18 protein-coding genes and 1 pseudogene are annotated in these 21,182 nt (G+C 71.3%); 10 read left to right on the forward strand and 9 right to left on the reverse strand.

Annotation, left to right across the window (positions count from 1 at the left end; all coding sequences use genetic code 11):
• Positions 1–6: 6 nt before the first annotated feature.
• Entirely contained in the window at positions 7–528 is a 522-nt protein-coding gene (locus ACFV6E_RS16685; RefSeq protein ID WP_385167686.1) for a SixA phosphatase family protein, read from the forward strand.
• Positions 529–746: 218 nt separating this feature from the next.
• Here ACFV6E_RS16685 and serB read toward each other — a convergent pair whose 3' ends face one another.
• Together serB and ACFV6E_RS16695 are read right to left on the reverse strand one after the other, a co-directional pair.
• Positions 747–1,958 (reverse strand): phosphoserine phosphatase SerB, encoded by a 1,212-nt coding sequence (gene serB, locus ACFV6E_RS16690; RefSeq protein WP_385169266.1) that lies wholly within the window; start codon positions 1,956–1,958, stop codon positions 747–749.
• A gap of 246 nt (positions 1,959–2,204) precedes the next feature.
• Positions 2,205–4,958, reverse strand: a complete 2,754-nt coding sequence (locus ACFV6E_RS16695; protein WP_385462246.1) for a streptophobe family protein — start codon at positions 4,956–4,958, stop codon at positions 2,205–2,207.
• Positions 4,959–5,198: 240 nt separating this feature from the next.
• On the opposite strand from ACFV6E_RS16695, the gene ACFV6E_RS16700 reads away from it, so the two are divergent.
• Positions 5,199–7,739 carry an FHA domain-containing protein gene (locus ACFV6E_RS16700; protein ID WP_385462249.1) on the forward strand — a complete coding sequence of 847 codons (2,541 nt, stop codon included), beginning with the start codon at positions 5,199–5,201 and terminating at the stop codon, positions 7,737–7,739.
• Positions 7,740–7,849: 110 nt separating this feature from the next.
• On the opposite strand, the gene ACFV6E_RS16705 is transcribed toward ACFV6E_RS16700, so the two are convergent.
• The 3 genes from ACFV6E_RS16705 to ACFV6E_RS16715 form a co-directional block, all read right to left on the reverse strand.
• A complete protein-coding gene (locus ACFV6E_RS16705; protein ID WP_385169269.1) occupies positions 7,850–8,602 on the reverse strand; it encodes a transglycosylase SLT domain-containing protein in 753 nt (250 codons plus the stop codon).
• Between the two features lie 408 nt (positions 8,603–9,010).
• A complete protein-coding gene (locus ACFV6E_RS16710) occupies positions 9,011–10,075 on the reverse strand; it encodes an S-adenosylmethionine:tRNA ribosyltransferase-isomerase (RefSeq protein WP_385169272.1) in 1,065 nt (354 codons plus the stop codon).
• Positions 10,072–10,767 (reverse strand): SDR family NAD(P)-dependent oxidoreductase, encoded by a 696-nt coding sequence (locus ACFV6E_RS16715; protein ID WP_385462251.1) that lies wholly within the window; start codon positions 10,765–10,767, stop codon positions 10,072–10,074. Before ACFV6E_RS16715 ends, ACFV6E_RS16710 begins: the two co-directional genes overlap by 4 nt.
• Positions 10,768–10,963: 196 nt before the next feature.
• Between ACFV6E_RS16715 and ACFV6E_RS16720 the strand changes: the two are divergent.
• The 4 genes and pseudogenes from ACFV6E_RS16720 to chpE all read left to right on the forward strand — a co-directional run bounded on the left by ACFV6E_RS16720 (position 10,964) and on the right by chpE (position 14,314).
• Positions 10,964–11,940: pseudogene (locus tag ACFV6E_RS16720) on the forward strand (IS5 family transposase).
• 137 nt (positions 11,941–12,077) lie between these two features.
• Positions 12,078–13,235, forward strand: coding sequence for a GAF domain-containing sensor histidine kinase (locus ACFV6E_RS16725; protein WP_385462253.1), 1,158 nt, complete (start codon positions 12,078–12,080; stop codon positions 13,233–13,235).
• Entirely contained in the window at positions 13,228–13,869 is a 642-nt protein-coding gene (locus tag ACFV6E_RS16730; protein WP_385169280.1) for a response regulator, read from the forward strand. The genes ACFV6E_RS16725 and ACFV6E_RS16730 overlap by 8 nt, the downstream gene beginning before the upstream one ends.
• Before the next feature lie 196 nt (positions 13,870–14,065).
• The gene (chpE, locus tag ACFV6E_RS16735) at positions 14,066–14,314 is read left to right on the forward strand and encodes a chaplin ChpE (protein WP_385169283.1); all 249 of its coding nucleotides are present in this window, start codon (positions 14,066–14,068) and stop codon (positions 14,312–14,314) included.
• A gap of 216 nt (positions 14,315–14,530) precedes the next feature.
• On the opposite strand, the gene ACFV6E_RS16740 is transcribed toward chpE, so the two are convergent.
• A complete protein-coding gene (locus tag ACFV6E_RS16740) occupies positions 14,531–15,310 on the reverse strand; it encodes a hypothetical protein (protein WP_385169285.1) in 780 nt (259 codons plus the stop codon).
• Between the two features lie 121 nt (positions 15,311–15,431).
• Here ACFV6E_RS16740 and ACFV6E_RS16745 point away from each other — a divergent pair, with 121 nt between their 5' ends.
• From ACFV6E_RS16745 to ACFV6E_RS16755, 3 genes are all read left to right on the forward strand, one after another.
• Positions 15,432–16,229: an ABC transporter ATP-binding protein gene (locus ACFV6E_RS16745; RefSeq protein ID WP_385169287.1), complete on the forward strand. Its 798-nt coding sequence runs from the start codon at positions 15,432–15,434 to the stop codon at positions 16,227–16,229.
• Between the two features lie 134 nt (positions 16,230–16,363).
• Positions 16,364–16,795: an NfeD family protein gene (locus ACFV6E_RS16750; RefSeq protein ID WP_385169289.1), complete on the forward strand. Its 432-nt coding sequence runs from the start codon at positions 16,364–16,366 to the stop codon at positions 16,793–16,795.
• Between the two features lie 131 nt (positions 16,796–16,926).
• Positions 16,927–17,889 (forward strand): SPFH domain-containing protein, encoded by a 963-nt coding sequence (locus ACFV6E_RS16755; protein ID WP_385169291.1) that lies wholly within the window; start codon positions 16,927–16,929, stop codon positions 17,887–17,889.
• Positions 17,890–18,016: 127 nt separating this feature from the next.
• On the opposite strand, the gene ACFV6E_RS16760 is transcribed toward ACFV6E_RS16755, so the two are convergent.
• From ACFV6E_RS16760 to ACFV6E_RS16770, 3 genes are all read right to left on the reverse strand, one after another.
• Positions 18,017–18,523: an HNH endonuclease gene (locus ACFV6E_RS16760; RefSeq protein ID WP_385462256.1), complete on the reverse strand. Its 507-nt coding sequence runs from the start codon at positions 18,521–18,523 to the stop codon at positions 18,017–18,019.
• Between the two features lie 144 nt (positions 18,524–18,667).
• A complete protein-coding gene (locus ACFV6E_RS16765; protein ID WP_385462259.1) occupies positions 18,668–19,207 on the reverse strand; it encodes a YbhB/YbcL family Raf kinase inhibitor-like protein in 540 nt (179 codons plus the stop codon).
• Positions 19,208–19,248: 41 nt separating this feature from the next.
• The gene (locus ACFV6E_RS16770) at positions 19,249–20,034 is read right to left on the reverse strand and encodes a sporulation protein (protein ID WP_385462262.1); all 786 of its coding nucleotides are present in this window, start codon (positions 20,032–20,034) and stop codon (positions 19,249–19,251) included.
• Between the two features lie 162 nt (positions 20,035–20,196).
• Between ACFV6E_RS16770 and ACFV6E_RS16775 the strand changes: the two genes are divergently transcribed.
• Positions 20,197–20,838, forward strand: coding sequence for a DNA-3-methyladenine glycosylase (locus ACFV6E_RS16775; RefSeq protein ID WP_385177983.1), 642 nt, complete (start codon positions 20,197–20,199; stop codon positions 20,836–20,838).
• Positions 20,839–21,182 lie beyond the last annotated feature (344 nt).

Here is a 21,182-nt window from a genome sequence, read left to right on the forward strand (position 1 = left end):
GGACGCATGAGCGTCGCAGAACCCCGCAGGATTGTCCTTTTCCGGCATGCGAAAGCCGACTGGCCGCCGGTGTCCGACCACGAGCGGCCGCTCGCCGACCGGGGCCGCAAGGACGCCGTGGTCGCGGGACGCAAGCTGGCCGACACCGGCACCCCCTTCGACCTGGCTCTCTGCTCCACCGCGACCCGGACCCGCGAAACCTGGAAGCTCGCCGTCCAGGAGCTGCCGCACCGCCCGAAGACGGTGTACGAGGAGCGGCTGTACGAGGCCTCGCCCGGCGAGCTGATCGCCGTACTGAACGAGACCGAGGACGACGCGCACGACCACGTCGTCCTCATCGGCCACAATCCGGGGGTGCACGGCCTCGCCGAGATCCTCGCGGGCAAGGCCGAGGGCGACGCCCGGACCCGGATGAACAGCCGCGGGTTCCCGGCCGCGTCCTTCGCGGTGCTCTCCTTCACCGGCTCGTGGAAGACCCTGGAGCCGGGAGCGGCCACACTGGTCGACTACTGGGCGCCCACGGAGTGACCCGGTGCCAGTGCCCCAGTCCCAGTGCCCCAGTCCCAGTGCCCCAGTCCCAGTGCCCCAGTCCCAGTGACCCGGTCCCAGTGACCCGGTCCCAGTGACCCGGTCCCAGTGACTCGCTCCCCTCGGACGTGAGGACGTCCCCTCGTACGTGAGGACGGGGCCCGGCACCATCACGGTGCCGGGCCCCGTCCTCACGTACGCCACGCGCCGCGGCCGGCTCAGTGCACGTCGTCCTGGGTGTCCGCGGCCTCGACCTCTTCGCGGGTGACGCCCAGCAGATACAGGACCGTGTCGAGGAACGGGAAGTTCACCGCGGTGTGGGCGGCCTCCCGGACGACCGGCTTGGCGTTGAACGCGACCCCGAGACCGGCTGCGTTGAGCATGTCCAGGTCATTGGCGCCGTCGCCGATCGCCACGGTCTGCGCCAGCGGCACCCCGGCCTCGGCGGCGAACCTGCGCAGCAGCCGCGCCTTGCCCGCCCGGTCCACGATCTCCCCGGTGACCTTGCCCGTCAGCCGCCCGTCGACGATCTCCAGGGTGTTGGCCTGCGCGAAGTCCAGCCCGAGACGCTCCCGCAGATCGTCCGTGACCTGGGTGAACCCGCCGGAGACCACGCCCACTTGGAAGCCGAGCCGCTTCAGCGTACGGATCAGGGTGCGCGCCCCGGGCGTCAGCCGTACCTCGCTGCGCACCTTGTCCACCACCGAGGCGTCCAGCCCCTTCAGCAGCGCCACGCGCGCGTGCAGCGACTGCTCGAAGTCGAGCTCACCGCGCATCGCGGCCTCGGTCACCTCGGCGACCTCCTTCTCGCAGCCGGCGTGCGCCGCGAAGAGCTCGATCACCTCGTCCTGGATCAGGGTCGAGTCCACGTCCATGACCACCAGGCGCTGGGCCCGGCGGTGCAGTCCCGCGGCGACCACCGCGACATCGACGCCGAGCGCCGCGGCCTCGGTGGCCAGGGCGGTGCGCAGCGCCTCGGTCTCCGTACCGGACACGGCGAACTCGACCGCCGTCACCGGGTACTTCGCGAGCCGGAAGATACGGTCGATGTTGCCGCCGGTGCCGGTGATCCGGGCGGCGATCGCGGCCGTGGACTCCGCCGTCAGCGGATGCCCGAGGACCGTGACGAGCGAGCGCCCGAGGCCGCGCGGCCGGTTGTCGCCGATCCCGGAGATGATCTCCGCCTGCATCTTCATGGACTCCGCCCAGCTGTGGACGGTGGCCCGCAGATCGCCCTCCAGCCCGGCGGGCGGCTCGGTCACGAGCGCGCACAGCACGATCCGGCCACGGGTGACGACCTGCTCGATGTCGACGACGTCGACGGACCAGGCGGCGAGGGTGTCGAACAAGCCGGCCGTGATGCCGGGCCGGTCCTTGCCGAAGATCTTGACCAGAAGGGTCGGGACGTCAGAGGTCTGCGAAGCGCTCATGGTGGTCCCACCGTATCCGGCACGCAGTGCCTTTCGCCCCTGAGGTCCGCCTGGCGGACAGGGAACAATGCATGGCGCACAGGTAACGCTCAGCTGGACCGCCGACGCGGGCGGCGGCTGCCGGGACCGCCCCGCCGGACGGTCCCGGAGCGTCCGGCACCTGCTCACCGGGCACGTACCGATCGCCGATTTCCGGCCGGAAGCCAGGTCCGCCTGAACAACGGGGCCCTTTCGTACGTGCGCGGCTCAGTCCTGGCCCGGTCGGCCCTCCGGCGGAGGCGGTGGAGGAGGAGGCGGCCGCTCCTCCGGAGGCGGCGGCGGTGGCGGAGGCGGCGGCGGGGGCGGGGGCGGCGGCACGTCGGGCCGCCCGGACCGGCGCCGGCGCGCGGGCGACCGCGGGGGCGGCGTGACGGGCCCGATCACGGTGGGCGCCCCGGACACGTCGTCGGGGGTGCCGGTCCCGGATCGGGGTCCGGGCCCGGCCCCGACCCCGGCCCCGGGCTCGGGTCCGGGTCCGGGGCCCGTTCCGGGTCCGGGCCCAGCTCCGGCTCCGGGCCCAGCTCCGGCACCGGGCCCAGCTCCGGCACCGGTCCCGGGTCGTGCCCCGGTCCCCGTCGCAGGTCCGGCCCCAGACCCAGACCCAGACCCGGCCCGGCGCCCGGAGTCGTCGTCCCGCCCGTGCCCCCTCTGCCCGACGCCCTCGCCCGTCCCGACGCCCTCGCCCGTCCCGACGCCCTCGCCCGTCCCGACGCCCTCACCCGTCCCGACGTCCTCTCCCGGCCGGGCGTCCTCGGGCTGCCGCCCCGGGCCAGGCCAGCCGGACCGGTCGGACCAGCGGGGTTGGTCGGATCGCTCGGGCCGGTCGGACCGCTCGGGCCAGCCAGGCCGGTCGGGTTGGTCGGGCCGATCCGACCAGCCGGGTTGGCCGAGCCGGCCGGTCCGGCCGGTCCGGTCAGCCCAGTCAGTCCGGTCCGTCCGGTCAGCCCAGTCAGTCCGGTCGCGGTAGCCAGGCTCGTCAGGCCGCAGCAGACCGTCCGGTACCCGCAGATACGGGTTGGTGTCGGGATTCGCCGGGCGGAACGGCGGGGCGGGATGGTACGGCCCCGGCGCACCGACTGGCTCCGACGCCGACCCTGACGCCGACCCCGACGCCGCCCCTGACCCTGACCCCGACGCGGGCAACGACGTCGCCCCCGAAGCCGAAGCCGAAGCCGAAGCCGCCGCCGTCGACGCCGGAGACGGTGCCGGACGGCCCCCGCCCCCCGGCGCCGTAACGCCCACGTCACCCAGTGCCAGCGGCGCCGCACGACTGCCGGCCGCCCCGGTCGCGTAAGCCAGCAGCGCGCCCGCCGCCCCCGCACCCGCGCCCCACAGGGCGCCGAGCAGCAGCGCCATGCCCAGGTGGCCGTGCAGGTTCATACCGGCCCCGAAGGCGTCGAAGCCGAGGACGGACAGGGAGGCGTTCATCGACACGTCGGTCAGCCAGACGAGCAGCGGCAGAGTGAGGGCGGTGCCGATCCCCAACGGCAACGCACAACGCCCCGCGAACCGGAGAACACCCGATCCCCGCGCCCCCGCCACACCTGACGGTCCCGCCGCCCCCGGCGATCCCCCCGAACCCGTACTCCGCACTCCCGCCCCCGGCGATCCCCCCGAACCCGTACTCCGCACTCCCGCCCCCGGCGATCCCCCCGAACCCGTACCCCGCACTCCCGCCTCCCCAACGGCACCCGAGCCACCCGCACCACCGAGCCCCGCCGCTCCCGGCCAACCCGCCGCACCCGGCGCCCCCGCACCCGGCACCCCCGCCCCCCTAGTAACACCCGCGCCGCCCGCGCGACCCGCGCCCGCCTCCGCCGACGTACGCCCCACCCCCACCGACGTACCCCCCACCGACGTACCTCCCACCGGCGTACGCCCCGCCGTAAGCACCCCCGCCAGCAGCATCAGCAATGCCGCCGCCACCGCCAACAGCCATACCCTGCCGTCGAGTTCGGCCAGGCGGCCAAGGGTGACCGGTTCGCCGGACTCGGTGCGCAGCAGGTCGTCGAGGGGGTCGGGCAGCACCCTGGTCATCTCGCCGGCCGCCTCGCCGTCCCAGGGCACGAAGAGGCCGATCGGGATGCCCATCCAGACCCCGTTGGGCGCGCCGAGCAGCGCCGCACCGGCGATCCGCCTGGGGTGGTCGTCGCCGATCGCCGCGTAGGCCGCCGCGGCGAGGCCCGCCACGACGGCCACCAGTAAGACGGTCACCAGCGCGGACGCGGCCGGCCTGACCACCCGGTGCACGGCGTGCCAGCCGCGCGGCAGCGGCGTACGGCGGGACGCCAGCAGCGCGATGACCAGGACGGCGGCGGCCCAGGCCGCGCCGCCGAGCAGGGTGGGCACGGTGTCGACGGTGAACCCGACCGCGGCCTTGGCGTCCATCAGGTCGCCGAGGCGGTCCGGCAGCAGACCGCTGATGTCACCGAGCCCGCCGGGCAGTTTGTCCTTGATGTCGTCGAGGCCGCCGGCGCCCGGCATCTTGTCGAGCCCTAGCTTCGCGCCGTCGATGGTGATGACGTCGTGCCCGGCCCAGGCGAGTCCGCCGAGCATCGCGACGAACAGGACGATCACCGTGCCCGCCCGCGCCAGCAGTTCCACCGGTGCGATCACAACTCCCGCCCCGCGCAGGGAACGCAGGAAGAAGAAGGACAGGAGGAGTGCCCCCACCAGCCCCACACCGAGTGGCGTGATCTGTATGGCGGTCGTCGCCTCCGCCCCTTTCAAGCCGAAGGCGGAGACGTCCCCGGACGGCGTCACCGAACCGCCCGCCCCAAGCGCCACAACCGCCGCGGTCATCGGCCCGAGCGAGCCCGCCGCATCGGCCTCCAGCAGATGCAGGCCGAGCGCCGCCGTGCCCGCCATGCCGATCAAAGCCCAGCTCACGGCGGCGATCCCGGACAGGAGTACGTCCCCCCAGGGCACCTTCCTGCCGTGTTCCGCGGTTACGTAGCTCATCGTCAGCCCCCCGGTCCGCGTCGCGGCGATCCACCGCGGATGTCCCCATCGCGTGGGATTACCACTCTCCGATCCGGTATCAACCCCGTCAACGGAATCGGGCAACGCGTCCGTGCGCACTCTTCACGGGGCCCGACTTTCGGTCAGGGGGCTCCTACTGAAATAGTTCCCCACGATGTTCGACATCCCTAGACTCCCTGTGATGGGGGTAACTCGGGGGACAACTCAGTGGGGCATGGAGTGCCGGAACTCGTACTGGAATTGAATGGACGGACCTGGACGCTCGATGCGGCCAGGCCATACACCCTCGGACGTGATCCGCAGGGGGACATCGTGCTCGACGACGCCAGGGTGTCCTGGCGTCACGCCACGATCAGCTGGGGCGGCCGGAGTTGGGTCATCGAGGACCACGGCAGCACCAACGGCACGTTCGTACAGGGGCAGCGGGTCCATCACATGGAGATCGGCCCCGGCTCGGCCGTCCATCTGGGCAACGCGACCGACGGACCGCGGCTGAACCTGTCCGGCGCCGCCGCGTCCGTCGCCGCGCCGCAGCAGGCCCAGCCCCAGCAGCAGCCGTACGCGGCGCAGGGCGCGGGCTGGTCCCAGCAGGCGCCGCAACAGCAGGCGCCACAGCAGCAGGCACCGCAGCAGAGCTGGCAGCAGGCCCAGCAGCCGCAGCAGCAGCCGGTCGCGCAGGTGCCCGGGCAGCAGGGCGGACCCGGTGGAGGCGCGGGGGCGCCGCCGGTCTACGGAGACCGCAGCCCGACCACGTTCCACCAGTTCTCCCTCGGCCGCGTGATGCGCATCGGCCGTGCGCTGGAGAACGAGCTGGTCGTCTCGGACCTTCAGGTCTCGCGGCACCACGCCGAGTTCCACGCGACGCCCGACGGCCGGTTCGAGATCCGTGACCTCGGCTCGCACAACGGCACGTTCGTCAACGGTATGCCGATCGCCAAGGGCGGTTCGGCGCTGCTCGGCCCGAACGACATCGTCGGCGTCGGCCACTCGACGTTCCGTTTGGTCGGCGACCGCCTCGAGGAGTTCGTCGACACCGGTGAGGTCTCCTTCTCCGCCCGCCATCTGACGGTGACGGTCGACGGCGGCAAGCAGATCCTCAAGGACGTCTCCTTCGGCGTACCGGAGAAGTCGCTCATCGCGGTCATCGGCCCCTCGGGTTCCGGCAAGTCGACCCTGCTCAAGGCGCTCACCGGCTACCGGCCCGCCAACCAGGGCGACGTCCTCTACGACAACCGGAACCTGTACAAGCAGTTCGCCGAGCTGCGCCAGCGCATCGGTCTGGTCCCGCAGGACGACATCCTGCACAAGGAGCTGACCGTCAAGAAGGCCCTCAAGTACGCGGCCAAGCTGCGCTTCCCCGCGGACACCACGGGGCAGGAGCGCGACGCGCGGATCGACGAGGTGCTGCGCGAGCTGAAGCTCGACATCCACAAGGACAAGAAGGTCACCTCGCTCTCCGGCGGCCAGCGCAAGCGCGTCTCGGTCGCCCTGGAGCTGCTGACCAAGCCGTCGCTGATCTTCCTGGACGAGCCGACCTCCGGCCTGGACCCGGGCATGGACCGCGACGTGATGCAGCTGCTGCGCGGCCTCGCCGACGACGGCCGTACGGTCCTGGTGGTCACGCACTCCGTGGCCGAGCTGGCGATCTGCGACAAGCTGCTGGTCATGGCGCCCGGCGGTTCGGTGGCCTACTTCGGCCCGCCGGAGGAGGCGCTGAACTTCTTCGGCTACGACACCTGGGCCGACGTCTTCTCCGCCTTCGAGAACTACCGCGACTACGACTGGGCGGGCCGCTGGAAGGGCTCGCAGCACTACCAGATGTACGCCGCGGACATCGACGCCGTCGCCCCGCAGTCGGTGCACATGCCGTCGCCGCAGGCGATGAAGCCGCCCAAGCCGCAGGGCTGGATGTCACAGCTGGCGACGCTCGTGCGCCGCTATGTGTCGGTGATCGTCTCCGACAAGGGCTTCCTCGCGCTGACGGTGATCCTGCCGGCGGTGCTCGGCGCGGTCAGCCTGCTGATCGACCCGGACAAGGGCCTGCTGGTCAACCCGGTGAACCCGAAGACCGGCTTCTCCACGCCGAACGGCACGGCCACCACGGTGCTGCTGATCCTCGCGGTCGGCGCCTGCTTCGCGGGCGCCGCCAACTCCGTCCGCGAGCTGATCAAGGAACGGGTGATCTACGAGCGGGAGCGCGCCACCGGCCTGTCGCGCTCGGCGTATCTGATGTCGAAGGTGATCGTGCTCGGCACCATCACCGTGCTCCAGGGCCTGCTGGTCGGTGTGATCGGCTTCTCCAGCCGCGAGATCCCCGAGAAGGGCCTGATCCTCGGCAACGCGGTGCTGTTCGAGCTCTCGCTGCCGATCATGGCGCTCGGCTTCACCTCGATGATGTTCGGCCTGATCATCTCGTCGCTGGTGAAGACCGCCGAGAAGACCATGCCGCTGCTGGTGATGTTCGCGATCATCCAGGTCGTCTTCACCGGCTGCCTCTTCATCCTGCACGGCACGGTCGGCGTCAACGAGTTCTCATACCTGATGCCGTCGCGCTGGGCCGTCGCCGCCGCCGGTACGACGCTGGACTTCAACAAGATCAGCCCGAACACCGACGACCCCACCAGCACCGACCCGCTGTGGGACCACGAGGCCGCGGCCTGGGGCATCGACATGGCCGCCCTGATCGCCCTCGGCGTCATCTGCGGCTTCTTCGTGTCGCGCTTCCTGCGCCGCCACGAGCCCGAGGTCATGCGCAAGTAACGGACGCCTTCGGCTTCCCTGTACACGACGAGGGCGGCACCCCGGTGGGGGTGCCGCCCTTCGGCGTCAACGCGCTGAGACCCTCAGAGGTCCGCGCCAGGCATGCGAGCTCAGTAGGCGCTGTTGACGTTGTCGATCGAGCCGTACTTGTCGGCCGCGTAGTTAGCGGCGGCCGTGATGTTGGCGACCGGGTCGTAGATGTCGTTCGAGGTACCGGCGACGTGGTACGCCTTGAACGTCGGCGGGATCACCTGGAGCAGGCCCTTGGAGGGGACGCCGTTGATCCAGTTGATGTCCCAGTCGTTGATGGCCTTCGGGTTGCCGGAGGACTCGCGCATGATGTTCTTGTGCAGCCCCTGGTAGGTGCCGGGGATGCCCTTGGCCTTCATGATGTCGAGCGCCTCACGGATCCAGCCGTCGAGGTTGTTGGTGTAGGTCTTCGCGGCGACCGTCTTGACCTCGGTGCGCTGCGCGGAGCGGCTCGACGCCTGCTGCGTACGGGCCTCGGTGGCCTTCTTCGCCGCGGCGGCCTCGTCGGCCTTCTTCGCGGCGGCGGCGTCGGTCTTCTTCTTCGCGGCCTCGTCCGCGGCCTTCTTCTTGGCGGCGGCTATGTCGGCCTTGACGCTGGCACCGGCGAGCTGGTCGGTGAGGCTGGCCTTGACGTCCTTGATCTGCTCCTGGTTGTACGCCACGGAGGACGCGGAGGAGGCGGAGGTGTCGGCCGTGGTGGTCGAGCCCGAGTGAGCCGGCACCAGGGTGAAGCCCAGGGCGGCGGCACCGAGGGTGGCGACACCGGCGAGCGAGAGCTTGTGGGTCCGGGTCAGAGCGGGACTACGACCAGGAGCGTGGTTCTGCTTGAGCATGCGGAGTGGACCTCTTCGAATAGCGCGGAGGTCGCTCGGGTCCGGAGGGGACAGGTTCGGCAACGACGCCGTGGTTCCGGCACGAACGCCGCGGTGGGAACCGGAGGCGCTGAGCGACGTGAGCCATTGTTAGCGGCCGCAAAAACCCGTGGCAAAGGTGTGACGTACGAAGCTGGGTAGTGGAGCACAGAGGGGCAAAACGGGGCAGACATAGGCGTCTGCCCCGTTCATAAGGTCCGGTTTATCTCCTATGCCCCTTCGTACGTGATGTGCGCCCTATGCGCGGGCTCACATCCGCAGGGCGCCCATCTCACTCCAGGTTGCTGGAGCAATGCAGTGCGTGAGGGGATTTGTCCCAGTTGGTCAGAGGCGCCCAGGACGTCGGAGTCCTGTGGTCGATCGTGGGGCTCAGGGCCGGAGGACGAGGTGCGTGTCGCCGAACTCGTGCCACAGGTACGACGCGCGCAGCGCCTCCTCGTAACCGCGGTCGACCGCCGCCCGCCCGGCGACCGCCTCCAGCATCAGCAGATGCGACGCCGCCGGCTCGTGCAGCCCGGTCAGCAGCCCGTCGACCACCCGGACCCCGCGCTCCGGGGTGACGACAAGGCCGGTCCAGCCCCGCCGGGCCCGCACCGTTCCGTCAGGACCCGCGGCCGACTCCACGGCGCGGACGGCCGTCGTACCGACCGCGACGACCCGGCCGCCGCCCGCCCGCGCCGCGTTGATCAGCCGGGCCGAGGTCTCCGGCACCTCGTAGCGCTCCGGGTACGGCGGCTCGTGCGCCTCGGCCGAGGCCACCCCGGTGTGCAGGACGACCGGCGAGAACTGCACCCCGCGGCTCACCAGCGCCGCCACCAGACGCGGCGTGAAGGGCCGCGCCGCGCTCGGCATCTCCGCGCTCCCCGCGCCGTCGGCGGCCGGCAGCGCGAACACCGTCTGGTACGCGGACAGCGGCTGGTCCCGCTCCGTGTAGGAGTAACGGATGGGCCGGCCGTGCCGCCGCAGCAGCCCGGTCACGTCCGGGTCCGAGGGCCGCCCCCACCACAGCCGCGCGCTCGCCCGCGCCAGCGGCTCCTCCAGCACGAGCCGTACGTCCCCGGGCAGCCGCACCTCTGTACCCACGGGCGCACCCGCACGCGCGCGCGTGGTGCCCCGTCCGTCCGGGTCCCGAACCTCCACGGCCCACCGCCCGTCGTCGCCCCGGGTGGAGAAATGCACCACCACGCGCGCGTGCCCGATGCTCCCGTCGACCGCGGCGGCCAGCGTGGGGGAGGTGTTGACGATCAGCAGATCCCCGGCCGCGAGCAGCGCGGGCAGCTCCCCGAAGACGTGGTGCGACACCTCGGTGCCCCGCGACAGGAGCAGCCGCACCGAGTCCCGCTCCAGGCCGGGCCCGCGCTGCTCGGCAGGCACCCGCGCGGACAGCTCCTCCGGCAGCTCCCACTGCTTCCGGAGGCCCGCCGGCGTCCTCACCGCTCCGCCAGCAGGGACGGCGCGCCGTAGCGGCCACTGGCGGGGCGCTCGTCGAGCAGCCGCAGGAAGGCCGGGACCACGGAGGCGGGCGCGGGCCGCGGATCGCCGTCGTCCGGCACGGCGGCCGCGTACAGGTCCGTCTGGAGATCACCCGGATCGACCGCCCAGACCCGCAGCCACGGCTCCTCCTGGCCGAGCACCGCCGACAAGTGGTCCAGGGCCGCCTTCGACGCCCCGTACCCGCCCCAGGTCTCGTACGCCTCGGCGGCCGCGTCCGAGCTGACGGCGATCACCGCTCCCGCGGCGGAGGCCCGCAGCGCGGGCAGCGCCTCCTGGACCAGCCCCAGCGCGGCGACCACGTTCACCTCCAGCGCCCGGCGCAGCCCGTCGAGCCCCAGCGCGTCGAGCCGGACCAGCGGTTCCGCGCCCAGCGCGCTCGCGTTGTTCACCAGGAGGTCCACGCCCCCGAGCCCGCGGGCGGCGGCCACCAGCTCCTTACGGTGCCCCGCGTCCGTCACGTCCCCGGGCACCGCCTCCACCCGCGTCCCGTACGCGGCGAGCTCAGCCGCCGTCTCCTCGAGCGCCCCGGCGTTCCTGGCGTCGACCGCCAGGTCCCAGCCGCGCGCCGCCAGCGCCGCCGCGAGCGCCCGCCCAAGCCCCTTCGAAGCCCCGGTGATGATGGCTACCGGCATGACATCCCCTCGTCCCGTGTCGTTCCCGGCCGCCCTCCCGGCGGCCCGTCTCAACCTAGGAACGGACCGGCCCGCGCCGCTTCGGACGAGGGGCGGGGTGATCAGGGGCCCTTCGCCCTAGGTCCTGTCTGGAGTTCGGATCACGCTTCGGTGGATCGCCTGCGCGCCGGGGCCCGGTCTTGATAGACCGTCCGTCATGGCGCGAGGCGATCTCTCCGACGAGCAGTGGGCCCTGATCGAGCCCCATCTCCCGATCGCGGCGGTCGGACCCATACCCGACCTGCGGAAACACTTCAACGCGGTGATGTGGCGTTTCCGGACCGGCAGCCCCTGGCGTGACCTGCCAAACGAGTTCGGGCCCTGGCAGAGCACCTACGACCGCTTCCGTATCTGGGTGGGACAGGGCACCTTTCAGCAGTTGATGGAGGCGGTGATCGCCGAGGCAGCCGCCCGCGGCGAGACCGACATGACTCTGGTCAGCGTGGACTCCGCGACATCACGGGCCCACCACCATGCCGCCGGAATGATCCTTGACGCGGAGCAACTGGCGGCCCTGGAGGCGGCCGTCGAGTCCGAAAAGGGGGCACCTCGCAGGAACAACAGGGGCAATCCGACGCAGACGGAAGGACTGAGCGGCGCCGCATCCGCCGACGGCACCGCGTCCGATTGAGGGCTGCCGGACTGGGACGTTCCCGGGGCGGGCTGACAAGCAAGATCCATCTGGCGGCTGACCGGCGCTGCCGCCCGCTGGCGTTCGTGCTGACGCCCGGTCAGGCCGGCGACAGTCCGCAGTTCGTCCCGGTCCTGGAGCTGATCAAGGTGCGCGGGCCGGCCGGCCGCCCGAAGACCCGCCCGGACGCGGTCGCCGCCGACAAGGCGTATTCGTCCCGCCGCAACCGTCGCTACCTGCGAGGACGGGGGATACGCGGGGTGATTCCGGAGAAGCTGGACCAGGCCGCCAACCGCAAGAAGCGCGGCTCGCGCGGTGGCCGCCCCGTCAGCCACGACGCAAACTTGTACACCGAACGCAACACCGTGGAGCGGTGCATCAACCGCCTGCGGAACTGGCGCGGCATAGCGACCCGCTTCGACAAGACCCCACAAAGCTACGAGGCCGGGCTCCACTTGTGCGGTGCACTGCTCTGGCTCCGCAGCATCACACCGCACTCATGATCAAACTCCAGACAGGACCTAGGACGGCCCTGCGCCCTAGGACCCGCGCCGGGACCGCGGCCCTAGGTCCGGCGTCCTAGGCGGCGGCCGCCACAGGTCGGATACGCGCTGTCACACCCCGCCGGTACCGTGAGGTCATGAGTCACGGCCCCCGGTCCGGTCTGTACGCGGTCAGTTCCGCGCTGCTGGCCATGAGCAGGCACCTCGAGGTGCGCGACGTCCTGAAGACGATCGTCGCCTCGGCCCGCGAGCTGCTCGACGCGCGGTACGCGGCCCTGGGCGTTCCCGACGACCACGGCGGCTTCGCCCAGTTCGTGGTCGACGGCGTCAGCGACGCCCAGTGGAAGGCCATCGGTCCGCTCCCGCGCCAGCACGGCATCCTCGCCGCGATGCTGCACGAGGCCCGCCCGGAGCGCCTCGCCGACGTGCGCAAGGACCCCCGCTTCGAGGGCTGGCCCACCGCCCACCCCGACATGTCCGACTTCCTGGGCCTGCCCATCCGCGACGGCGACGAGGTCATCGGCGCCCTCTTCCTCGCCAACAAGCGACGGCCCCCCGGTGGCTGCCCGCCGGACGGCGAGTGCGGCTTCACCGAGGAGGACCAGGAGCTCCTGACCATCCTCGCCCAGCACGCCGCCATCGCCCTGACCAACGCCCGGCTGTACGAGCGCAGCCGCGAGCTCACCATCGCCGAGGAGCGCTCCCGGCTGGCGCACGAGCTGCACGACGCGGTCAGCCAGAAGCTCTTCTCCCTGCGGCTCACCGCCCAGGCCGCCGCGGCCCTCGTCGACCGCGACCCGTCCCGCGCCAAGGGCGAGCTCCAGCAGGTGGCCGCGCTCGCTGCCGAGGCCGCCGACGAGCTGCGCGCCGCCGTCGTCGAGCTGCGCCCCGCGGCCCTCGACGAGGACGGCCTGGTCGCCACGCTCCGCACCCAGGTCCAGGTCCTCGACCGCGCCCACTCCGCGCGCGTGGTCTTCGCCGGCCGCGGGTTCAAGGCGCTGCCCGCCGCCCAGGAGGAGGCCCTGCTGCGCGTCGCCCAGGAGGCCCTGCACAACGCGCTGCGCCACTCGGGAGCCGCCCGCGTCGACGTCACCCTGGCCAGACGGGGAGCGGGCGCCGTGCTGCGTGTCACGGACGACGGCTCGGGCTTCGAGCCCCGCTCGATCCGCAGCGCGGGGCGCCATCTGGGCCTGGTCTCCATGCGGGACCGGGCGAGCGGCGTCGGCGGCACGCTCACCGTGGGGTCGGCGCCCGGCAAGGGCACCGTGATCGAGATGGAGGTCCCTGGTGGCTGACGCAATCAAGGTGCTGCTGGTCGACGACCACCAGGTGGTCCGCCGGGGCCTGCGGACCTTCCTGGAGGTGCAGGACGACATCGAGGTCGTGGGGGAGGCCGCCGACGGCGCCGAGGGCGTCGCCAGGGCGGAGGAGCTGAGGCCCGACGTGGTCCTCATGGACGTCAAGATGCCGGGCATGGACGGGGTCGACGCGCTGCGCCGGCTCCGCGAGCTGGCCAACCCCGCGCGCGTGCTGATCGTCACCAGCTTCACCGAGCAGCGCACGGTCGTCCCGGCCCTGCGCGCGGGAGCCGCCGGGTACGTGTACAAGGACGTGGACCCCGACGCCCTGGCCGGCGCCATCCGGTCCGTGCACGCCGGGCACATCCTGCTCCAGCCGGAGGTGGCGGGCGCGCTGCTGAGCCAGGAGGAGGCGAACGCGGGACAGGGCAGAGCCGGATCGCTGACCGAACGGGAGCGCGAGGTGCTCGGGCTGATCGCGGACGGCCGTTCCAACCGGGAGATAGCCCGCGCCCTCGTCCTCTCCGAGAAGACCGTCAAGACGCACGTGTCGAACATCCTGATGAAACTCGACCTCGCCGACCGCACCCAGGCCGCCCTGTGGGCCGTACGGCACGGGGTCGCGGGCTGACCAACTGGGCATTCGCGCCCGGCGCACCCCTGCCGCGCGCCCGGCGCGCGGCAATCCGGAGGGTTCCGCTCCGGGATGAGATTCATACCGTCGTGTGGATGTCACCCGGATGGCGCATCCTCCGCGCGCCCCGGCCGTTCTTCAGTGCGTGCCGCGGCGACGTGTCGCGGCGATCGCACCAGGGAGGGCTCGAGAAGTGAAGAAGCTGAAGAAGGCCACAGCCGTCGCGATGGTCGCGGGAGGTCTGGTCGCCGCCGGCGCCGGCATGGCCTCCGCCACCGACGGTGGCGCGTGGGCGGGCGGCGAGGCCGCGGGCTCCCCGGGCGTCGGCTCGGGCAACGTGGTCCAGGCCCCGGTCCACGTCCCCGTGAACGCGGTCGGCAACAGCGTGAACGTGATCGGCGTCCTGAACCCGGCCTTCGGCAACCTGGGCGTCAACCACTGAGGTCCCCCGGACCTCCCAGTGACCACCGGCCCCCCAGCAACCCGGGGGGCCGGCTTGCTGCTGCCTGAGGAGGCGGCAGCGCCCGCTCCTCAGGGGCGCGGGGCTGTACCCATATGCGGCTCCGCCGCGTGGGCGCGCTCAGCCACCACGAGCCCGCAGCCCGCGCAGCAGCTCAGGCCCCACAGACGAACCCCGCCCCGCGAACTCGGCGGAGCGTCACCGCTCACGCTCCTCGACCCAAGCGTTGTAAGCCGCCACCTGCGCCCGCCGCGCGGTCCGCTCCACCGGCCGCAGCGCCGCCGCCCTCGCCGCCATCTCCGAGGCGCTCACCGCGCCCCCGTGCCCGTTCTCGAAGGCGACCGAGACGAGCAGCCCCACCCGCTGCGCCAGCTCCAGCACCCGCACCGCACGCGGCGGATAGCCGGGCGCCAGCATCTCGCGCCCCCGCTCGGCCCGCGCCCGGTACGCGTCGATCGCCGCCTCGGCGACCGGACCCGACGCCGCCACGTCGAGCCGCGACAGCACGTCGGTCGCCTCGCGCAGCGCCTCCGCCAGCTCCCGCTCGGCCTCACCGAGCGACGGCACGTCGGCGGGCGGCGCCTCCCGTACGGCCAGGCAGTGCCAGACGACCTCCACGTGCACGTCGCCCTCGGGACCGGCCTCGTACACCTCCGGTACGAGGCCCAGCGCGGCGCCCTGGCAGACGACCGCCTCCTCGGCCTCGATGGCCCGCGCGTTGAAGTCCGGCGGCCCGCTCAGCCCCAGCGGGTGTCCCGGCGCGGGCAGCGCCACCCGCAGCCCGGCCGTCCCGAGCGCGCGCAGCCGGCCGAGGGCGAGCGTGAGCCCGACGGGCCCCGCCTCCCCCGGGAGCCCCTCGACACGGTGCACGGCGTCCTCGCCCACGATGGCGAGGACGGCGTCGTCCGGCGATACAAGTCCGGCAAGAAGGGCATTTCCCCATGCGGCCAGGCGTCCTGAGCGTGGTTCGGAGAGCATGCCCCCACCCTAAGGACAGACCGATGGAGGGGACTGCCCGGCCGGTGGCGTAGGTTTTCCCTGGGGGCTGCGTCCACAGACGTAAGCGACGGCCGAGACTGCAATGGGAGACAGCGCGCTCATGAGCGATGTTCTGGAGCTTGAGGACGTATCCGTGGTCCGAGAGGGCCGGGCTCTGGTGGACCAGGTCTCCTGGTCGGTCAAGGAGGGCGAGCGCTGGGTCATCCTCGGCCCGAACGGTGCCGGAAAAACGACCCTCCTCAATGTCGCCTCCAGCTACCTCTTCCCCAGCTCGGGCACCGCCACCATCCTCGGCGAGACCCTGGGCAAGCCGGGCACCGACGTCTTCGAGCTGCGCCCGCGCATCGGCGTGGCCGGCATCGCGATGTCCGAGAAGCTCCCCAAGCGCCAGACGGTCCTGCAAACCGTGCTCACCGCCGCGTACGGCATGACCGCCGGCTGGCAGGAGGAGTACGAGGACGTCGACGAGCAGCGCGCCCGCGCCTTCCTCGACCGCCTCGGCATGAGCGACTACCTGGACCGCAGGTTCGGCACCCTCTCCGAGGGCGAGCGCAAGCGCACCCTGATCGCCCGCGCCCTGATGACCGACCCCGAGCTGCTGCTCCTCGACGAGCCCGCCGCGGGTCTCGACCTCGGCGGCCGCGAGGACCTCGTACGCCGGCTCGGCCGGCTGGCCCGCGACCCGATCGCCCCCTCGATGATCATGGTCACGCACCACGTCGAGGAGATCGCCCCGGGCTTCACCCACGTCCTGATGATCCGTCAGGGCAAGGTGCTCGCCGCGGGACCCCTGGAGCTCGAACTCACCTCGCGCAACCTCTCGCTCTGCTTCGGCCTCCCCCTCGTCGTCGAGCAGGTCGGCGACCGCTGGACCGCACAGGGCCTCCCGCTGTCCTAGTCCTGGCATCCGCTCCCCTACCGCCCCCTCCGGCGTCCGCCCCGACGGCCGGTTCACGCCACAGCTCCGCAGCGCACGGCGGTAGTTGATCGTGCGCTCTGTCCGCGGGACGAACGCGGTCCTACCATGACCATGTGAACGACATCGATGCGTGGGTGTGGTGGTTGATCGGCGCCGTCGGACTCGGGATCCCGCTCGTGGTGACGGCGATGCCGGAGTTCGGCATGCTCGCCGTGGGCGCTGTCGCCGCGGCCGTGACCGCGGGACTCGGCGGGGACGCCGTCTTCCAGGTCCTGGTCTTCGTCGCCGTCTCGGTCGCCCTCATCGCAGTCGTACGCCCCATCGCGGCACGTCAGCGTGGGCAACGACCCCTGCTGAGCACGGGTATCGACGCGTTGAAGGGCAAGGAAGCCGTCGTCCTGGAGCGTGTCGACGGCTCGGGCGGCCGCATCAAGCTGGGCGGCGAGGTCTGGTCGGCCCGTTCCCTCGACGCCGACAGGGCCTTCGAGAAGGGCGAACACGTCGACGTCGTGGAGATCGACGGTGCCACGGCGATCGTGATGTGACCTCGCGCGACGCAAGTGAACGGAACGCGCCACGTGGCAGGCGACGGTCTGTCAGACTCGTCCAGCAAGATCTTCAAAGACCATAAGATCTTCCGGAAGCACCGAGGCGGAGAAGGGTACGGGGAGTCACGATGGAACCGATCATCATCGTCCTGATCATTCTGGTGGTGTTGGTCTTCATCGCCCTGATCAAGACCATCCAGGTCATCCCACAGGCGAGCGCGGCGATCGTCGAGCGCTTCGGCCGCTACACACGGACGCTCAACGCGGGACTGAACATCGTCGTCCCGTTCATCGACACCATCCGCAACCGCATCGACCTGCGTGAACAGGTCGTCCCGTTCCCGCCCCAGCCGGTGATCACCCAGGACAACCTGGTCGTGAACATCGACACGGTCATCTACTACCAGGTGACCGACGCCCGCGCGGCCACCTACGAGGTCGCCAGCTACATCCAGGCCATCGAGCAGCTCACCGTCACCACCCTGCGCAACATCATCGGCGGCATGGACCTGGAGCGCACCCTCACCTCCCGCGAGGAGATCAACGCGGCCCTGCGCGGCGTCCTCGACGAGGCCACCGGCAAGTGGGGCATCCGCGTCAACCGCGTCGAGCTCAAGGCCATCGAGCCGCCCACCTCCATCCAGGACTCGATGGAGAAGCAGATGCGCGCCGACCGTGACAAGCGCGCCGCGATCCTCACCGCCGAAGGTATCCGCCAGTCGCAGATCCTCACCGCCGAGGGTGAGAAGCAGTCCGCGATCCTGCGCGCCGAAGGTGAGGCCAAGGCCGCCGCCCTGCGCGCCGAGGGCGAGGCCCAGGCCGTGCGTACGGTCTTCGAGGCGATCCACGCGGGCGACCCGGACCAGAAGCTTCTGTCGTACCAGTACCTCCAGATGCTCCCGAAGATCGCCGAGGGCGACGCCAACAAGCTCTGGATCGTGCCCAGCGAGATCGGCGACGCCCTCAAGGGCCTGTCCGGCGCCATGGGCAACTTCGGTGGCATCGGCGGCGGTTCCGGCCCCGCCGCGCCGGCCGCGGGCACCGGCGGGGGCATCCCGCAGCGCCGCGAGAAGCCGTCCGTCACCGACTGACGCGAGCGGCCGGACACACCGGCCCGGCCACGGCCACCGGCCCGTACATACGACGGCGGTCCGCCTCCGAGGGGAGACGGACCGCCGTACACGTTGTGGAAGCCGACCGGGGCGACGGCTTGCGAAGTCAGGCCGCGGGCTGCGCCAGCCAGTCCGGCAGCGGGTCCGCCTCGTGGCGGCCGAGCGCCAGCAGCATCGCGTCCGCGGGCGTCGGCTCGAACGGCTGCCGCAGCAGCGGCATCCCCGCCTGCTCCGGCGTACGGTCCGCCTTGCGGTGATTGTCCTCCGGGCACGAGGCGACCGTGTTCAGCCAGGAGTCCTGGCCCCCCTGCGCCCGCGGCACCACGTGGTCCACGGTCGTCGCCCGCCGCCCGCAGTACGCGCACCGGTGCCCGTCCCGCACCAGCACACCCCGCCGCGACCACGGTGCTTGTCTTCGGAACGGCACCCGTACGTAGCGGCACAGCCTGATCACCCGGGGCGCGGGTATGTCCACCGCTGCTCCGCGCATGCGCAGTTCGGGGTGGGCCTGCTCGACGACGGCCTTGTCCTGCAGCACCAGAACGACGGCTCGGTTGAGCGTCACCGTCGAAAGCGGCTCAAAGCTCGCGTTCAGCACCAGCGTGTCGCGCATCCAGCCCACCTCCCATGTGCACCGGCCCACCCCCTGGCGGGCTTGGATCAACTCTGGCCGGGCACGCCGAGATGGACAACGCAATAAAAAATGCCCGCCTCTGATCAATTCCAAGACCAGAGGCGGGCAAACGTTCAGTGAACGTCAGCCTTCCGCGGGAGCCGCGTACTCACCGATGAGCCGGGCCCGTCCCAGCGTGTGGAAGCGCAGGTTGAAGCCCACGACGGCCGGCGTGGCGTCCGCGTCGGGACCGAGCTTCTCCTGGTCCACCGCGTACACCGTGAACACGTACCGGTGCGCCCGGTCGCCGGGCGGCGGCGCGGCACCGCCGAAGTCCCTGGAACCGTAGTCGTTGCGCGCGTGCACCGCGCCCTCGGGCAGCCCCTCGAACTTCCCCGTGCCGGCGCCCACCGGCAGCTCCGTGACCGTGGCCGGGATGTCGAACACGACCCAGTGCCAGAACCCGCTGCCCGTGGGAGCGTCCGGATCGAAGCACGTCACGGCGAAGCTCTTGGTCTCCGCCGGGAAGCCCTCCCACTGCAGATGCGGCGAGGTGTTCCCGGCCGCCTGGACCTGAGCGTCCTTGAGCGCCCCGCCCGGCTCCACGTCCTCACTGGTGACCGTGAAGGACGGGACCTCCGGATGGAAGTCATGGGGGAGCGGCGGCCTCTTGAGCTCGGTCACCTCGGTACCTCCTGATCAGTGGTGACGGTTTCCTGCCGAGCCTAGAACCAGCTCCGCTTGCTGCCGACCTCCGACAGCCACTGATTGAGGTACGCGGCCCAGTCCGTGCCCTGGAAGTCGTTCAGCCCCACCTGGAAGGCGCGGTAGGAGTCGCTGCCCTCGCTGAACAGACCCGGCTTCTTGTCCATCTCCAGGACGACGTCCATCGCGTGCTCGTCGGCGACGAAGCTCAGCTCCACCTGGTTCAGCCCGCGGTACTGCTGCGGCGGGAAGAACTCGATCTCCTGGTAGAAGGGCAGCTTCTGCCGCGTCCCACGGATGTGACCCCGCTCCATATCGGCACTCTTGAAGCGGAAGCCGAGCTGGATGAAGGCGTCCAGGATGGCCTGCTGCGCCGGCAGCGGGTGCACGTTGATCGGGTCCAGGTCACCGGAGTCGACGGCGCGGGCGATCTCCAGCTCCGTGGTCACCCCGATGTTCATCCCGCGCAGCGACTGCCCGTCGATCATCGTGACCGGCGTCTCCCAGGGGATTTCCAGACCGAACGGGACCGCGTGCACCGCGCCCGCCTCCAGCTCGAAGGCACCGCCGAGCCGCACCTTCGAGAACTCGATGTTCTGCTTGTACTCCTGGTCGTCGTGGCCCTCGACCTCGACCTTGGCCTGGAGCCCGACCGACAGCCCCTCGATCGACTGGTTCACCGAACCGCCCTGGATCCGCACCTCACCCTGGACGACCCCGCCCGGAACGGTGTTCACCTCGGTCAGCACCGTCTCGACCGAGGCCCCGCCGGCCCCCAGGCTCGCAAGCAGCCGCTTGAACCCCATGACACTTCCTCCCCAGGCAACGCCTGTTCCGTCTGCCTCGCACGAAGCTTTGATCCATACATACGCGATCCGGCCGTGGCCGGTTCCGCCTCACCCTTGCAAGGGCGGGCGCCCCTGGCCACCCCGCCGGCAACCCGGCCGTCTCGACTACGCTCGTACGGCATGATCGTGGCCCCTGACCGTACGCCCCTGAGCCGGGATTTCTTCGACCGCCCCGTCCTTGACGTCGCCCCCGACCTTTTGAGTCGCATCCTCGTACGCGACACTCCGGACGGCCCGATCGAACTGCGCCTCACCGAGGTCGAGGCCTACGACGGTCCCAACGACCCCGGCTCCCACGCGTACCGCGGCCGCACCGCCCGTAACAACGTGATGTTCGGCCCGCCCGGCCATGTGTACGTCTACTTCACCTACGGCATGTGGCACTGCATGAACCTCGTCTGCGGACCGGAGGGCACCGCGAGCGGGGTCCTGCTCCGCGCCGGCGAGATCATCGAGGGCGTGGACCTCGCCCGCAAACGTCGACTCTCGGCCCGCAACGACAAGGAACTGGCCAAAGGACCGGCCCGCCTGGCCACGGCCCTGGAGGTGGACCGGGCCCTCGACGGCAGCGACGCCTGCGCGCCCGGGGACGGCCCCTTCACCCTCCTCGCGGGTACGCCCCCGGAGCCCGACCAGGTACGCAGTGGTCCGCGCACCGGAGTGGCCGGCGACGGCGGCGTCCACCCATGGCGTTTCTGGATCGCCGACGACCCGACGGTCAGCCCCTATCGGCCCCACGTACCCCGTCGCCGCCGAACTTGACGCGTCTCCGGGCGGTCCGTAATGTAGTCCGAGCCGCTTGAACCGGGTACGGCGTTACGCCAGCAGCCGGAAGCGGCCAAACCACTACCAACCACTTCCCCTCAGCGGGGCGCATTTCGTCATGTCCGCATGCCGAAATTCGAACCCGAGGAACTCGATTATGAGTTACGACGGGAATCGGCTAACGTAGTGAATGTCGAAAGGTGCGGGGCGCAAAACCCCAGGCCGAAAGACAAATCCCGCCGACAGGGAAATCGGAACCGGAAACGGTCTGATAGAGTCGGAAACGCAAGACCGAAGGGAAAAGCCCGGAGGAAAGCCCGAGACAGTAACTCGGGTGAGTA

It is taken from the genome of Streptomyces sp. NPDC059785 (assembly GCF_042732375.1).
GTDB lineage: Bacteria > Actinomycetota > Actinomycetes > Streptomycetales > Streptomycetaceae > Streptomyces.